This window comes from Ideonella azotifigens (genome assembly GCF_006519715.1).
GTDB classification, from domain to species: Bacteria; Pseudomonadota; Gammaproteobacteria; order Burkholderiales; family Burkholderiaceae_C; genus Ideonella; species Ideonella azotifigens.
The window spans coordinates 1-14,212 of the sequence record NZ_VIDT01000070.1 but is presented as its reverse complement, the minus strand read 5'-3'; the positions used below and the strand labels follow the sequence as shown (position 1 = coordinate 14,212).

Below are 14,212 nucleotides of genomic sequence, written 5' to 3'. Positions count from 1 at the left end.
GGCGTGCAGACGCTGCTGCTGATCTCGTCCAGCGAGGTCGGCCAGCGCGAAGAGCAGCACCGCAACGTCATCGACGCAGCACGTGCGGCCGGCGTCGGGCGCATCGTCTACACCAGCCTGCTGCGTGCCGATGTCTCCACGCTCAGCCTGGCCAGCGAGCACCGCGCGACCGAGGCCATGCTGAAAGCCAGCGGCGTCGCCTACACCCTGTTGCGCAATGGCTGGTACACCGAGAACTACGCCGGTGCCATCCCCGGGGCCTTGGCCGGTGGCGCGCTCATCGGCAGCGCCGGCGAGGGGCGCATCGCGTCGGCCGCGCGCGCCGACTACGCAGAGGCTGCGGCCGTGGTGCTGACGACGCCGGGACAAGAAGGCCGCACCTACGAACTGGCCGGCGACACGTCGTACACGCTGGCCGAGTTCGCGGCCGAGCTGTCACACCAAACCGGGCGTTCGATCCCCTACCGGAACATGCCGCCGGCCGAGTACGCGAACGCGCTGGCCGGCTTCGGGCTGCCGCCAGCGTTGGCCGAAGCGATCGCCGGCTGGGACTTCGAAGCCTCCAAGGGCGCCCTGTTCGACGACGGCAAGGCGCTGTCGCGCCTGATCGGCCGGCCGACGACGCCGCTGGCACAGGTGATCGCCGCCGCCTTGAAGGCGTCCTGAAGGACGCCATCACACTCTCGCCACCGTCAATGGAGATTGACGTCCCCTTCCGGACGAGTCGATGCAATTCACATCGCCATCGAGGCACGCGTTGCCGACACCCGCACCGCGGCGCGTTCGGGACGGGAAAGTCTTTTTCATTCGTTGGGCTCGAACGCCCGCATATCGGAGCTCCCGTGCAAACCACTTTCCATGCCCTCGTCATTGCGTTCCTGCTTGCCGCCTCTCCGGCGCTGCGAGCGCAGGTTCCGGTCCTCGCAAATCCGAACCAAGAGCAGATGCTGATCGGCAGCGATCCCAAGGCAGTCATGAACAAGCGGTTGGTCTACGACTTCTGGCGTGAGGTCTTCGAAGGCGGACACATGGAACTGGCCGAGAAATACATGGCTGATTCCTATGTCCAACACAACCCGAACGTCGCCACCGGACGAGCAGCATTCGTGGACTTCTTCAGCAAGGTCGCCAAGCCCAAGCCGATCGAGCCCAAGATCAAGGCCCCATTGGTCGCCGTCGTAGCCGAAGGAGACTTGGTCGTACTCGCCTTCGCGCGCGAGGGCACCGATCCGAAGGACGCGACGAAGAAGTACACAACGACGTGGTTTGACATGTTCCGCATCGAGAACGGCAAGATTGCAGAACACTGGGACCCGACCACCAAACAGTAGGCCGACGGCACCGTGTCGGCGCGACCACAGTCACAGGCTGCCAACCTCAGGCGGGCGGCAACCGGATTGCTGGTTTGCAGCGTGCGCGACGACAGCGGCAGTCCCAACGTAAAGTGCTTTGCTGCGGCAAGCGCGCTCGGCGGATCGTCCAGAAGCTCGTCGAAGCGCCCACGGGCTGAACGTGCGCCGCGGAACGCCAATCGGCATGGGCTTCGCGCTTGGGCGTGTGCCACTGCCCGGCCGTGTAGTGCAAGGCCCGTCCCGGCAAGCTCCTGGGCAACACGCTGTGCAGGTTGGCCAGCAGCAGCTTCTCGATCTCGCTGAGCACCGGCACACTGTCGTGCTGGCGTCGCCGCGTGAGCTCTGCGGGACCGACGCTTGTACGATGGTGATACAGGTCTCGACCAACTGGGTAGTGGCAGTGGCCGGATCGCAGCGAAAAATTCTGGGGTATGAGTGGGGGCATCACTCACAGCCATGTAAATGGATCTCAACAAAAACATGAACTTAGGTACACCATGAAACTCGCCACCTGGAACGTGAATTCGCTGGCCGTGCGGTTGCCGCAGTTGCTGGACTGGCTTGGCCAGCATCAGACGGATGTGGTGGTGCTGCAGGAAACGAAACTGACGGACGACAAGTTTCCGCACGAGGCGCTGAAGGAAGCCGGCTATCACGCGCAGTGGTTCGGCCAGAAGACCTACAACGGCGTGGCGCTGGTGTCGCGCGAGCCGGCGACCGATGTCGCGCGCAACATCTTCGGCTTCGAAGACGAACAGGCACGGGTGATCGCGGCAACAGTGAACGGCGTGCGCGTGGTCGGCGCGTATTTCCCGAACGGCCAGGCACCGGACAGCGACAAGTTCGTCTACAAGATGGGCTGGCTGACGGCGCTGCGCCGTTGGCTGGCAGACGAAATGGCCCAGCACCCGCAACTGGTGCTGATGGGCGACTTCAACATCGCGCCGGAGGACCGCGACGTGTATGACCCGGTTGCCTGGGCCGGGCAGATCCACTGCACGCCCGAAGAGCGGGCGCACTTCCAGGCGCTGATCGCGATGGGCTTCGTCGACGCGTTCCGGCTCTTCGAGCAGCCGCCCAAGAGCTGGAGCTGGTGGGACTACCGCAACCTGGCGTTCCGCAAGAACCAGGGCCTGCGCATCGACCACATCCTCGTCAGCCAGGCGCTGAAGCCGCGGGTCACGGCCTGCGTGATCGACAAGCTGCCGCGCAAGAACGAGCGACCCAGCGACCACGCACCGGTGGTCATCACCCTCGACTGACATCGACAAGCGCCACGGCCAGAGGCTTGCAGGCCTGGCCGCATCAATCGTCCAGCGCGAGTTCCTGGATCTTGCGAGTGATGGTGTTGCGGCCAATGCCCAGCTTTTGCGCCGCCTCGATGCGGCGACCGCGGGTGATGGCCAGCGCAGTGCGGATCAGCCGTGCTTCGAACTGACGGGTCAGCAGGTCCCAGACCTCGGGCGAACCGGCTTCCAGCAGGCGCTTGGCCTCGGTTTCGAGGTCCTGCAACCAGGGTGCCTCGCCGCTGCTGCTGGGCGCAGCTGCCACGCCGGCTGGCGCCGCTGCTGCTGCCATCACAGGCGTGGGAACGGCGTGGTTGCCAGGCTGCGGTGCCGCCGGCTGCGGCGAATAGCCACCTTGCGGCAGCGCACGCGCAGTCTCGGCGGGATCGACGTGCAGGCTGTTGACCGACACCGCTGGCACCGGGCCGAGGAACTCGGGCGGCAGGTCCTTGGACTCGATGACCTGGGCCGGTGCCATCACGGTCAGCCAGTGACAGACGTTTTCCAGCTGGCGCACGTTGCCCGGGAACTCGAACAGCTTGAGCCGCTCCAGCGCGTCGTCGGTGATGCGCTTGGGCTCCACGCCCAGTTCCTTGGCGCTCTTCTGCAGGAAGAAACGGGCCAGCGCCGGGATGTCCTCGTTGCGTTCGCGCAGCGGCGGCAGGCGCAGCCGGATCACGTTCAGGCGGTGGAACAAGTCCTCGCGGAAGCCACCCTCGCGCACCCGCTGTTCCAGGTTCTGGTGGGTGGCGGCGATGACACGCACATTGCTGCGCAATGGCTGGTGGCCGCCCACGCGGTAAAACTGGCCGTCGGACAGCACGCGCAGCAGCCGGGTCTGCAGGTCAAACGGCATGTCGCCGATTTCGTCCAGGAACAGCGTGCCGCCATCGGCCTGCTCGAAGCGGCCGCGCCGCATGGTCTGCGCACCGGTGAAGGCGCCACGCTCATGACCGAACAGCTCGGACTCCAGCAGGTCCTTGGGGATGGCTGCGGTGTTGATCGCGATGAACGGGCCGTTGCTGCCCAGGTCACCGCGCGGGCTGTGGCGGTGCAGCGCGCGGGCCACCAGTTCCTTGCCGGAGCCGGACTCGCCGGTGATCAGCACCGTGACATTGCTCTGCGACAGGCGGCCGATGGCGCGGAACACGTCCTGCATCGCCGGCGCCTGGCCGAGGATCTCGGGTGCGGGCGCGCCGCGCTCGTCATTGACCTCTTCGCGCAGGCTTTCTTCGACCGCGCGGCGGATCAGCTCCACCGCCTTGGTCAGGTCGAAGGGCTTGGGCAGGTATTCGAAGGCGCCGCCCTGGAAAGCCGACACGGCACTGTCCAGGTCGGAGTACGCGGTCATGATGATGACCGGCAGGTTGGGCATGCGCTCCTTGACCTTGGCCAGCAGTTCCAGCCCGGAGCCACCCGGCATGCGGATGTCGCTGACCAGCACCTGGGGCTCGTCATCCGCCAGCGCCGCCAGCACGTCGCGGGGGTTGGCAAAGCTGCGCACCGGCAACTGCTCGCGGGCCAGGGCCTTCTCGAGGACGAAGCGGATGGATTGATCGTCGTCGACGATCCAGATGGGTTTCATTCGAGCGGTCGTTAGGTCTTGAAAGCCAAGGAAAGGCCGCTCCCAAATTGAACCACCCAGCGCGGGCCACCGCCATTGGCGGCCCGGGGGTGTCCTCGCTTCAGGGCAACGGAATCACGATCTTGAAGACCGTGCGTCCCGGTTCGCTGTCACATTCGATCATGCCCTGATGTTGCTGCACAAAGGTCTGCGCCAGCGTCAGCCCTAGCCCTGAGCCGCCCTCCCGCCCCGATACCAAGGGGAAGAAGATGCGTTCTCGCAAGCTTTCGGGGACGCCCGGTCCGTTGTCCTGGATATGCAATTCCAGTGCCAGTCGATTGCGCTGCTTGCCAATCGTCACCTGCCGGGCAATGCGGGTGCGCAGCACGATCTGCGCGTCACCGGCGTCGATGCGCTCGGCCAGCGCCTGGCTGGCGTTGTGCACGATGTTCAGCAACGCCTGGATCAGTTGCTCGCGGTCGCCGCGGAACTCGGGGATGGAGGCGTCGTAGTCACGCACCACCTCCAGCCCGCGCGAATGCTCGGCCAGCACCAGCGAGCGCACCCGCTCGCAGACCTCGTGGATGTTGACGTCCGTCACCACATGCGGCTTGCGGTGCGGCGCCAGCAGCCGGTCGACCAGCAACTGCAGCCGGTCGGCCTCGTGGATGATGACCTGGGTGTATTCGATCAGCTCGGGCGACGGCAGGTCCATTGCCAGCAGCTGCGCCGCACCGCGGATGCCACCCAGCGGGTTCTTGATCTCATGCGCCAGGTTGCGGATCAGTTCCTTGGTGACCTGCGCCTGGCCCAGCGCACGCTCCTCGCGGTCCTGCTTGGTCTGCTGCTCGATCTCCAGCATTTCAACCAGGATGCGGGTGTGCGAATGCTCGGTCTGGCTGACGATGATGTGCACCGGCAGCGGCTCGTGATGACCGACCACCGCGCGGCGCAGCGCACCTTCGAAGCGGCGGGTGGCGAATTCGTTGCGGGCGACCGCATCGATCGCCTCGCTGAGCGCCGCCGGTTCGCGGAACCACTCCAGCATGCTGCGTTTGAGCAGCGCCTTGCGCGACATGCCGATGACTGACTCCAGCACCGAATTGACGAACAGGCAGGTCCCGTCAGGCTGGACCACGGCCACCATCGTGGCCAGCAGGTCGAAGGTTTCCCAGGCCTTGGCCTCGGCCGACTCGCGCGGGCGCAGCAGCTTCACGACGGCAGCTTGCCGAGTTCGCGGCGCAGCGCGGCCACGTCGGCTTCCTTGCGGCTGATGGCAGCCTTCAGGTCGGACACGCGGTCCTGGTACTTCTGGAAATTGCGCTCGTCGCCGCGGCGCTCGGGCTCGCCGTTGTTGTACTCGCGCTTCATCGCTTCCAGCGCCGCTTCTTCCTTGCGCAACTCGTCGTCGAGGATGCGGCGGGCATCGGTGTCGCGGCTTTTCTGCTCGGAGGAATCCACGCGCTCGCCGTCGGAACGAGCGGTGGTCGCCGGACCGGCTGGCGCCTTCACCCTCGGGCCGGCGATCGTCGTCGGCTGCTGGGCCTCGCGCGCCTTGCAGCCACGCTGCTCGGCTTCCTTCGAAGTGATGGTGTTGGTGAAGACATTGCCTGGGCAGATGTAATACACCGACGGTGATTGGGCCTTCGCCTGTCCCGCACCGGCCAGCAGCGCCATGCACGCGGCAACGGCAAGAAAACCACCGGCGACACCGCCGGACAAACCGCGTGAAGCACGGATGTCACTGAGGACTGGAGGCATGGGAAATGACAGGGCAGACAACCGCATGGCCGGCATTGTGAACCGAAAAAAAAGGGACGGCACAAGCCGTCCCTCTTCCGTTACCAATGATCCGTGGAGGATCGCAAGGAAACGCCGGGCCGTCCCAAGTTTCCTTGTCCCCCGCGGGGGCCTGACGCGAAGCGGCAGGTCTGGGGGCCCTCAAAGCGCGTAGTACATGTCGTATTCGACCGGGTGCGTGGCCATGCGGAAACGCGTGACTTCCTGCATCTTCAATTCGATGTAGGCGTCGATGTACGCATCGGTGAACACGCCGCCCTTGGTCAGGAACGCGCGGTCCTTGTCCAGGTAGTCCAGCGCCTGGTCAAGGCTGTGGCAGACGGTCGGGATCTTCGCGTCTTCTTCCGGCGGCAGGTGGTACAGGTCCTTGGTGGCGGCTTCGCCCGGGTGGATCTTGTTTTCCACGCCGTCCAGGCCGGCCATCAGCAGCGCGCTGAAAGCCAGGTACGGGTTGGCCGAAGGATCCGGGAAGCGTGCTTCGATGCGGCGGCCCTTGGGGTTCGCCACGTACGGAATGCGGATCGAGGCCGAGCGGTTCTTGGCCGAATAGGCCAGCTTCACCGGGGCTTCGAAGCCGGGCACCAGGCGCTTGTACGAGTTCGTGCCGGGGTTGGTGATGGCGTTCAGCGCGCGGGCATGCTTGATGATGCCGCCGATGTAGTACAGCGCGAATTCCGACAGGCCTGCATAGCCGTCACCAGCGAACAGGTTCTTGCCGTCCTTCCAGACCGACTGGTGCACGTGCATGCCCGAACCGTTGTCGCCAACGATGGGCTTGGGCATGAAGGTCGCGGTCTTGCCATAGGCATGGGCGACGTTCACGATGATGTACTTCTGCAGCTGGACCCAGTCAGCGCGCTCGACCAGCGAGCTGAACTTGGTGCCGATTTCCATCTGGCCCGCGTTCGCCACTTCGTGGTGGTGCACTTCGACCGGAATGCCCATCTGCTCGAGCAGCAGGCACATTTCCGAGCGCATGTCCTGCGCCGAGTCGACCGGGGGCACGGGGAAGTAGCCGCCCTTGACCGAAGGACGGTAGCCGCTGTTGCCGTGCTCGTATTCCTTGCCGCTGTTCCAGGCAGCTTCTTCGGATTCGATCTTGAAGAAGCAGCCGGACATGTCGTTCGCCCAGCGCACGCTGTCGAAGACGAAGAATTCGGGTTCGGGACCGAAGTAGGCCACGTCGCCCAGGCCCGAGGACTTCATGTAGGCCTCGGCGCGGCGGGCCAGCGAACGCGGGTCGCGCTCGTAGGGCTTGCCGTCATGCGGGTCGATCACATCGCAGGTCAGGATCAGCGTCGGCTCTTCGAAGAACGGGTCGACGTTGGCGGTGTTCGGGTCCGGCATCAGCAGCATGTCGGAGGCTTCGATGCCTTTCCAGCCAGCGATGGAGGAACCGTCGAACGCGTGGCCCGAGGTGAACTTGTCTTCGTCAAAGGCGGACACAGGCACGGTCACGTGCTGTTCCTTGCCACGGGTATCGGTGAAGCGGAAGTCCACGAATTTGACTTCGTTTTCCTTCACCAGCTTCATCACATCGGCGACGGTCTTGGCCATCAATAAGGCTCCTGGCGGATGAGTTGTTCAACAGGGTGCTTGGTCGCAATTCCCCGACACTGGCCAGCCCTCGAGCCAGCCCACGGGTGCACCACGGCGCCGGCGAATGTAGCAGAAACCATGCCCAGAAATGGGGAGCGAAGGGGGCGTGGACCCCGTGGCCAGACGCCGCGAATCGCCCTCGCCCAGACCTGATTTGCACCAAGCCGGGACAGCCAACCCCGGCCGCGCCGCAGTGCAAAGCGCGGAAGATGCCATATTTGGTGTCGTGAATCCGGGCATTGCCAACGCCCTGGCAGGGTAAGGCGCCATTTGCACCAAACTGGCGTCCACATGAACCAACTCAGGGCGGCACCGCCAAATCAGGGCATCGCCCGCCGAATCGGGCTCAGGCCAGGTCGAAGCGCAAGCCTTCGAAAGCGGCCAAGCCCTGTTGCAACTGCGCGAAGGCTGCCGCGACGCTGCCCGGCTCGCCCTTCACGCCCAGCTCGATGTGCTTGCCGCGCTGCGGGTGATCGACGCTGGGCAGGCTGAAGACGCGCACGCCGGGGAACTGGGTTTCCAGCGTTTCCATCAGCGGCGTCAGTGTCGCCTCCATGCCGCCATAGACGAACAGCGAGCGCTCTTCATGGGCCAGCGGTGCCAGCTCGGCGTACCGGCTCGCCAGCACCCACTCGATCATCGGATGCGCCATCACCGGGAAGCCCGGCACGAAGTGCACATGGCCGACGCTGAAGCCCGGGATCTTGTTGTACGGGTTCGGGATGATGCGCGCGCCCTCGGGGAACACGCCCATGTTGAGCCGGTGCACGTTGTCCGGCCGGTCCGGCTCCCAGGTCGTGCCCTGCTCCGCGGACACGTCCCGCATGCGCTCCTCGATCAGCGCCTTGGCCTCGGGATGCAGCACCAGCGGCCGACCGGCGGCCAGCGCGGCGCACTGGCGGGTGTGGTCGTCCGGCGTGGCGCCGATGCCGCCGCAGGAGAACACCACTACGCCGGAGGCCATGGCCTCGCGCAGGGTTTCGGTGATGCGCGAGCGCTCGTCGCCCACGTAGCGGGCCCAGGCCAGTTGCTGGCCACGCGCGGCGAGCAGCTCGATGACCTTGGCCATGTGCTTGTCCTGGCGGCGGCCGGAGAGGATCTCGTCGCCAATGATGATCAGACCGAAGTTCATCGTGCGGGGCAGTTGAGGTGAATGAAGGGTCAGGCCGGCGGCAGCACGGGCGGTTGCGGTGGCACGTCGCGCTGGAAGTCGTAGTCGGAACCGGGCCCGGCGACCGACAGCTCGCGCAGGTCAGTCGCCTGGCGGGCCGCGGCGGCGGCATTGCCGGCGACGATCAAACGGTCGTCGCGCAGGGCGCCCAGGCAGTAGTGCACAAACCAGAGCGCGGAAAACGCGAACACCAGCGTGTAAAGCCAGATCGACACGACGATCAGGAACGGCGCCAGGATCAGCGTGGCGGCGCTGACGGCCCACAGCAGCGTGGGTGCAGCGCCCAGGTAGCCGGTGATCACGCCGATGAACAGCAGCGGCCAGTGGTGGCGCTCGCGAATGCGCAGCCGCTCGGCTTCGCTGGCGTGTTCGGCCAGCGCGTCGAAGCTCATGACCTTGGTGGTCAGCCAGCCCCAGATCAATGGCGGGATGATCAGCGCCAGCGGCGGGACCAGCCACAGCGGCGCGCTCAGCAGCAGCGCCACCAGCGCCAGCAGCGTGGCGCCCAGCGACACGGCCAGCCCCCGCCAGAAGTTGCCGCCACGCAGGCGCTCCAGGCCAGGGAAACGCCGCTCGGCCACCAGGCTCACCAATGCCGGCGTCATGAAGGCCGCAACCAGCAGCAGCGACAGCACGACGACCACCGGAATTGCCACCGCCAGCACGATGATGATGGCCATCATGGCCCGGAAGCTGGTGCCCGCATGCAGGTCCAGCCAGCGCAGCACTGCCTCGGTCAGCGACCAGGTTTCCAGCCAGTTGCGCACGCCGTCAACGGCCGGCTCGTAGAAGAAGTAGCCGGTCACCAGCGTCAGGCCGCCCGCCACCACGAGCGGCAGCAGGGTCAGGCCAATGACACGCGGCATGAAGAGATAGGCCGCCGCGCGCCAGACCGAATCAAGCAGGAGTTTCATGGCGCGCAAGCATACGGCAGCGTGACCATGAACCCTGGGTGGGCCGTGGCGTTCTTTCAGCTCGCCTGGCGGCGTGAGAACAGCCGCTGCAGGCCCAGCCACTGCTGGCGCCAGAAACCGCGGCCGTAGTCGCGCCCACCCGCTTCGGGCAGCTGGTCGCGAATGCCGGTGGCCGGCCATTCGGCGCCGAAGTGCGCGCTGCGGAACAACAGGTCCCAGACAGGAAACAGCACCGCGAAGTTGTGCCCGCCCAAGGTGCCCTGGCCCTTGGACTCATGGCCGACGCCGATGGCGTGATGCAGCCTGTGGAAGCGCGGGCCGACCAGCAGCCGCTCGCCCAGCCAGCCGAAATGCAGCCGGGTGTTGGCATGCGCCAGGTTCTCGATCAGCTGCGACAAAGCGACCAGCGCAACGAACTGCCCCGGCGCCACGCCGATCAGCCGCGCCAGCAGCACAAACGCGCTGTCGATCAGCAGGTCGTCCAGCAGGTGGTTGCGGCTGTCGGTCCACATCGTCATGTGGCGCTGGCTGTGGTGCAGCGAGTGCAGCGCCCACCACCATTCGAACTGGTGCTGCGCCCGGTGCAACAGGTAGTTGGCCAGGTCGAACACCAAGAGGTAGGCGACGAAGCCAGCCAGCGCGGTGTCGGTCAGGCCCGGCCACCATGGCGCGATCCACTGGTCCAGGTGCCAGGCGCCGTAGCCGGCCAGCGCCAGACCGCCGAACAGCGCGTCCCACAGCGGGTCGATCGCCAGGAACAGCCCGACGCGGAACAGCCCGAGCCGGTGCAGCAGCGTGTAGAGGAAGTCGATGAAGATCGCGTGGCGGCGCTCGGCACGGCGAGCAGGGTCGGCTGGTGCCACTTCGCCCGGCCACCAGCGCTGCAGCGGCCCGATCAGCGCAACGATGATCACCAACTGGATCAGACCGACCAACAGCCAGCCGGTCGCGTCGAACGCGTCTTCCAGGTATGCACCCCAACCCATGGAGAACAGCAGGGGCTGCACCACCGCTTCGTACAACCACTGCTGGGCCAGGCCGAAGACATCGGCGACCCAATCGAAAACAGACGACAAGACCTGCATGACGCCCGTTACTTTGCCACCGCTTCGTCGGCCTTGAAGAGGCTGCGGTATTGCGGGTGCTCGCGCAGCGTGGCGAAGCACATGCCACGCGCCTTCAGACCCGTGATCAGCGGCGCCAGCACCGCAGGCGCCCAAGGATCCTGGCGCGACCAGATGCCCAGGTGCGCGAGCAGGATGTCACCAGGCTGGATGTCGCGCAGCGCCTTTTGCAGCAACTGCGCATTGGGGTACTTGTCGCTGGGCAACTCGTCCCCCAGGAAGCCGGCCGCGGACCACGGCACATGCGCAAACCCGCAGGCCTTGGCAGCAGCCAGCAGCGCTGGCGAGGTCTTCCCTCCAGGCGCGCGGAACAGCGGCGCCATCGTCGCACCGGTCATCTCGTGGAAGCGCGTCGCGCTGCGCTTGAGTTCCTGGCAATAGTCCGCCGCGGTCCACTCCAGCGTCTTGCCGTTCTGCGGGCCTGCCGAGGGCTTCATCACGAAGCGGCCACCGGGCTTGTCCGCGCGCCAGTAGACGTGGTCGAAGGTGTGGCTGCCAAACACGTGGCCTTCGGCCGCGCGGGCCTTCCACCACGGCGCCCATTGGTCGTCCAGGCTGCTGCCGCCGTCCAGCGTCTTTTCGTTGGCCAGGAAAAACGTGACCTTGACCTGCTCCCGCGTCAGCACCTCGGCGATCAGCGGCGCCACGCCCATGTGGCCGGTGTCCAGCGTCAGGTAGACCGGCTTGTCGCAACTCGCCGCGGCAGCCAAACCGCTCTGCGCCGCCAGCAACACGGCCAAGGCCAGCGCGCCGGCCTTGCGAACCGCCGCCCTATTGACGCGGCACATGGTCCAGCGTCCAGACGCCGTGCGGCGAGCGGCCCACCGGGATCTGGCGCACGACCTTCTTGTCGATGATGTCGACCACGCTGATCTTGCGGGCCCAGCGTGAACTGACCAACAAAGTGCGGCCATCGGCCATCAGGTCCAGGCAGTCCGGGCCGCCGGGGCCGGGCAGTTCGCTCACCACCGTCATGGTCTGCGTGTCGATCAGGCTGATGGTATTGGCCACGCGGTTGCTGACGAAGATGTGGCGCTTGTCGCCCATCGCGCGGAAGGCGTGTGCACCCTCGCCCGTCTGGATGCGCTTGACCAGCTTCGCCGGGCCATTGGACACGTCGTAGACCTCGACGAAGCGGTCGCCGGTCAGGCCGACGAACAGCGTCTTGTCGTCGGCCGTGAGGTACACATCGGCCGGCAGCTTGCCGGTCGGCACGCGCCAGCGCACCGCTTGCGAGGCCAGGTCGATCGCGACCAGCTCGTCGCTGTCCTGCATGGTCGCGTAAATCGTCGTGCTCTTGCTGTCGATCCACTGGTGGCTGGGCGTCTTGCCGGTAGGCACGCGCTTGACCAGCTTCATCGGCTCGGCGGCGTTCTCGGGCTGCCACTTGTAGATGTCCACGTGGTTCAGCCGGTTCGCCAGGGTGACGAACCACTTCATGTCCGGCGAGAAGCGCAGCTGGTACGGATCCGAAATGCCGCCCAGCGTGCGCTGCACCTTGGCGGTCAGCGGGTCGATGAAGGTCAGCGAATCACTCAGCGCATTGGCCACCAGCAGCGACTTGTCGTCGGGCGTGAGGTACAGATGGTGAGGCTCCTTGCCGACCGGAATGCGTTCGCGCTCAGTGAAGGTGACCGGGTCCAGCACGCTGACGCTGGCATCCAGCGAGTTCAGCACGAAGATCGGGCGCTGGCCGGGCAGCGGCACTGTCGCAGCGGCGGCACTGGCCGTGGCTGCCGGCTCCGGTGCCGCCATCAGCAACGAGGTCGACAGGCAACCGACAGCCAGCAACAGGGCCTGCAACGCCGGCAGGCGGCGCGCCTTCAAGGGAAATACGGCAGACAAATTCACTGAAACAGGACCCTGAACGGAGCAACATGCCAGTTTAGCCGCCCTGCCTTGCCAGACCTCGAATAACCGGCATCTCCCTGCAGCAAGCTTGCGTTGGCGCAAGCCCGCTGCCGCCGTTGCCGTGGCGGTGGCTCAGTCGTCGTCGCCGCCCAGCAGGCCACCCAGCAGGCCCGCGCCGGCAAAGCCGCCCAGGACTGAGCCCTCCTCGCGGCTGCCGCCGTTTTGCGGCGCCGCGGCAAACACGCGGCTGGCCAAGCGCGAGAACGGCAGGCTTTGCAGCCAGACCGTGCCCGGGCCGGTCACTTTGGCGAAGAACAGGCCTTCGCCGCCGAACAGCGCAGTCTTGATCTTGCCGACGTACTGGATCTCGAAATTGACGTTCGGCGTCATCGCGACGATGCAGCCGGTGTCGATCAGCAGCGTCTGGCCGGGTTGCAGTTCACGCCGCAGCACCGTGCCGCCGGCATGCACGAAGGCCAGGCCGTCGCCTTCGAGCTTCTGCATGATGAAACCTTCGCCGCCAAAAAAGCCGACCGAAAGCTTCTGCTGGAAGTAGATGCCCAGCGACACGCCACGCGCCGCGCAGAGGAATGCGTCCTTCTGGCAGATCAGCATGCCGCCGAGCTGGCGCAGGTCCATCGGCAAGATCTTGCCGGGGTAAGGCGCGGCGAAGGCCACGCGCTTCTTGCCGTCCACCTGGTTGGTGTAGACGGTGGTGAACAGCGATTCGCCGGTGACCAGCCGCTTGCCCGCCCCCAGCAGCTTGCCAAACAGGCCGCCGCTGGACTTGCTGCCGTCGCCGAACACCGTGTCCATCGAGATGCCGGCGTCCATGTACATCATGCTGCCGGCTTCGCCGACCGCCGCCTCGCCCGGGTCGAGTTCCACCTCGACAAACTGCATCTCCGAGCCCTTGATCTCGTAGTCCACCACATCCATCGCCATGGCGATCACTCCCCGTTAGGTAAGTCTGCAAAGAGGCGAATGGTACAAAAGCCCGCGCCCGCCGGCCGCGTGTTGCTGCATCCCCAATTCAAGGGGACCTCAAGGTAACGCAATGCAACCTGCGTTGGCACAATGACGCGGCGCCTCGTCGCGTCATGCGTGCAACTGGGTATGGCTGCCAAGCCAGCCGCCAACCACACTGGCCGGATGCCCATGCCACGCCCCACTCCTGCCGTGCCCGCCGCTGCCGTGTCCAAGTTCCCCACCGTCCTCCCCGGAACGCCGGTTCATCAACATGGCCAGGCCGGCCGCGTTGGCCCCTGGCCGCTGGCGCTGCTGGCAGCCGTGGCGGTGATAGGCGGGCTGGGCGTGTTCGCCTACGCTGGCAAGCCGGCTTATGCCCCGGCCAGTACCGGCCGCCTGGGCGAAGGCCATGCCGCAGCAGCGGCCAGCCAGGCCGCCACGCCGGCCACATCCACCCCCAATGCCTCCCCCAGCGCCGGCACGCCGGAAGGTGTCAGCGCAGCGGACTGGGCCAAGGTGCAGCAGGCCCTGGCACAGCACCCGCAGCGCGAGGCCGAGCTGAGCCGCATCGGCCAGCTGCTG

General features: G+C 66.1%; 14 protein-coding genes and 1 pseudogene. 4 read left to right on the top strand and 11 right to left on the bottom strand.

Translation table 11 applies throughout. The annotated features are described in order from the left end of the window. Together FKP22_RS07135 and FKP22_RS07130 are read left to right on the top strand one after the other, a co-directional pair. A partial coding sequence (locus FKP22_RS07135) for an NAD(P)H-binding protein (RefSeq protein WP_141286556.1) occupies positions 1-666 on the top strand: 666 nt, incomplete at its 5' end. Between the two features lie 176 nt (positions 667-842). Next, the gene (locus tag FKP22_RS07130) at positions 843-1,331 is read left to right on the top strand and encodes a nuclear transport factor 2 family protein (RefSeq protein ID WP_141286554.1); all 489 of its coding nucleotides are present in this window, start codon (positions 843-845) and stop codon (positions 1,329-1,331) included. 46 nt (positions 1,332-1,377) lie between these two features. Here the strand turns inward: FKP22_RS07130 and FKP22_RS34345 are convergent, their stop codons facing one another. Continuing rightward, positions 1,378-1,659, bottom strand: a complete 282-nt coding sequence (locus tag FKP22_RS34345; protein ID WP_141286552.1) for a hypothetical protein — start codon at positions 1,657-1,659, stop codon at positions 1,378-1,380. 190 nt (positions 1,660-1,849) lie between these two features. On the opposite strand from FKP22_RS34345, the gene xth reads away from it, so the two are divergent. Further along, positions 1,850-2,614, top strand: coding sequence for an exodeoxyribonuclease III (gene xth / locus FKP22_RS07120; RefSeq protein WP_141286550.1), 765 nt, complete (start codon positions 1,850-1,852; stop codon positions 2,612-2,614). A 43-nt stretch (positions 2,615-2,657) separates the two neighbouring features. Here xth and ntrC read toward each other — a convergent pair whose 3' ends face one another. The 10 genes from ntrC to FKP22_RS07070 form a co-directional block, all read right to left on the bottom strand. Further along, on the bottom strand, positions 2,658-4,223 hold the full coding sequence (gene ntrC / locus FKP22_RS07115; RefSeq protein WP_141286548.1) for a nitrogen regulation protein NR(I): 1,566 nt from the start codon (positions 4,221-4,223) through the stop codon (positions 2,658-2,660). 100 nt (positions 4,224-4,323) lie between these two features. Further along, a complete protein-coding gene (gene glnL, locus FKP22_RS07110) occupies positions 4,324-5,418 on the bottom strand; it encodes a nitrogen regulation protein NR(II) (RefSeq protein WP_259372430.1) in 1,095 nt (364 codons plus the stop codon). After that, on the bottom strand, positions 5,415-5,963 hold the full coding sequence (locus FKP22_RS07105) for a hypothetical protein (RefSeq protein ID WP_231011374.1): 549 nt from the start codon (positions 5,961-5,963) through the stop codon (positions 5,415-5,417). The genes glnL and FKP22_RS07105 overlap by 4 nt, the downstream gene beginning before the upstream one ends. A gap of 180 nt (positions 5,964-6,143) precedes the next feature. Further along, on the bottom strand, positions 6,144-7,559 hold the full coding sequence (glnA, locus tag FKP22_RS07100) for a type I glutamate--ammonia ligase (RefSeq protein WP_141286546.1): 1,416 nt from the start codon (positions 7,557-7,559) through the stop codon (positions 6,144-6,146). Positions 7,560-7,947: 388 nt separating this feature from the next. Next, positions 7,948-8,733 carry a competence/damage-inducible protein A gene (locus FKP22_RS07095; RefSeq protein ID WP_141286544.1) on the bottom strand — a complete coding sequence of 262 codons (786 nt, stop codon included), beginning with the start codon at positions 8,731-8,733 and terminating at the stop codon, positions 7,948-7,950. 29 nt (positions 8,734-8,762) lie between these two features. Then, positions 8,763-9,686, bottom strand: coding sequence for an EI24 domain-containing protein (locus FKP22_RS07090; protein WP_141286542.1), 924 nt, complete (start codon positions 9,684-9,686; stop codon positions 8,763-8,765). A gap of 56 nt (positions 9,687-9,742) precedes the next feature. Next, positions 9,743-10,771, bottom strand: a complete 1,029-nt coding sequence (locus FKP22_RS07085; protein ID WP_141286540.1) for a sterol desaturase family protein — start codon at positions 10,769-10,771, stop codon at positions 9,743-9,745. Positions 10,772-10,779: 8 nt separating this feature from the next. After that, entirely contained in the window at positions 10,780-11,598 is an 819-nt protein-coding gene (locus FKP22_RS07080; RefSeq protein WP_141286538.1) for a polysaccharide deacetylase family protein, read from the bottom strand. Beyond that, entirely contained in the window at positions 11,582-12,565 is a 984-nt protein-coding gene (locus tag FKP22_RS07075; RefSeq protein ID WP_259374025.1) for a YncE family protein, read from the bottom strand. The genes FKP22_RS07080 and FKP22_RS07075 overlap by 17 nt, the downstream gene beginning before the upstream one ends. A gap of 228 nt (positions 12,566-12,793) precedes the next feature. After that, entirely contained in the window at positions 12,794-13,606 is an 813-nt protein-coding gene (locus FKP22_RS07070; RefSeq protein WP_141286536.1) for a TIGR00266 family protein, read from the bottom strand. 213 nt (positions 13,607-13,819) lie between these two features. Here FKP22_RS07070 and FKP22_RS07065 point away from each other — a divergent pair. Then, positions 13,820-14,212, top strand: a pseudogene (locus tag FKP22_RS07065) (hypothetical protein); the annotation flags it as partial.

What these genes read in the sequence shown, in the direction of transcription:
- xth (WP_141286550.1), top strand. Translation starts at nt 1,850, where the DNA reads ATGAAACTCGCCACCTGGAACGTGAATTCGCTGGCCGTGCGGTTGCCG.
- ntrC (WP_141286548.1), bottom strand. Translation starts at nt 4,223, where the DNA reads ATGAAACCCATCTGGATCGTCGACGACGATCAATCCATCCGCTTCGTC.
- FKP22_RS07105 (WP_231011374.1), bottom strand. Translation starts at nt 5,963, where the DNA reads ATGCCTCCAGTCCTCAGTGACATCCGTGCTTCACGCGGTTTGTCCGGC.
- glnA (WP_141286546.1), bottom strand. Translation starts at nt 7,559, where the DNA reads ATGGCCAAGACCGTCGCCGATGTGATGAAGCTGGTGAAGGAAAACGAA.
- FKP22_RS07095 (WP_141286544.1), bottom strand. Translation starts at nt 8,733, where the DNA reads ATGAACTTCGGTCTGATCATCATTGGCGACGAGATCCTCTCCGGCCGC.
- FKP22_RS07090 (WP_141286542.1), bottom strand. Translation starts at nt 9,686, where the DNA reads ATGAAACTCCTGCTTGATTCGGTCTGGCGCGCGGCGGCCTATCTCTTC.
- FKP22_RS07085 (WP_141286540.1), bottom strand. Translation starts at nt 10,771, where the DNA reads ATGCAGGTCTTGTCGTCTGTTTTCGATTGGGTCGCCGATGTCTTCGGC.
- FKP22_RS07080 (WP_141286538.1), bottom strand. Translation starts at nt 11,598, where the DNA reads ATGTGCCGCGTCAATAGGGCGGCGGTTCGCAAGGCCGGCGCGCTGGCC.
- FKP22_RS07075 (WP_259374025.1), bottom strand. Translation starts at nt 12,565, where the DNA reads ATGGCGGCACCGGAGCCGGCAGCCACGGCCAGTGCCGCCGCTGCGACA.
- FKP22_RS07070 (WP_141286536.1), bottom strand. Translation starts at nt 13,606, where the DNA reads ATGGCGATGGATGTGGTGGACTACGAGATCAAGGGCTCGGAGATGCAG.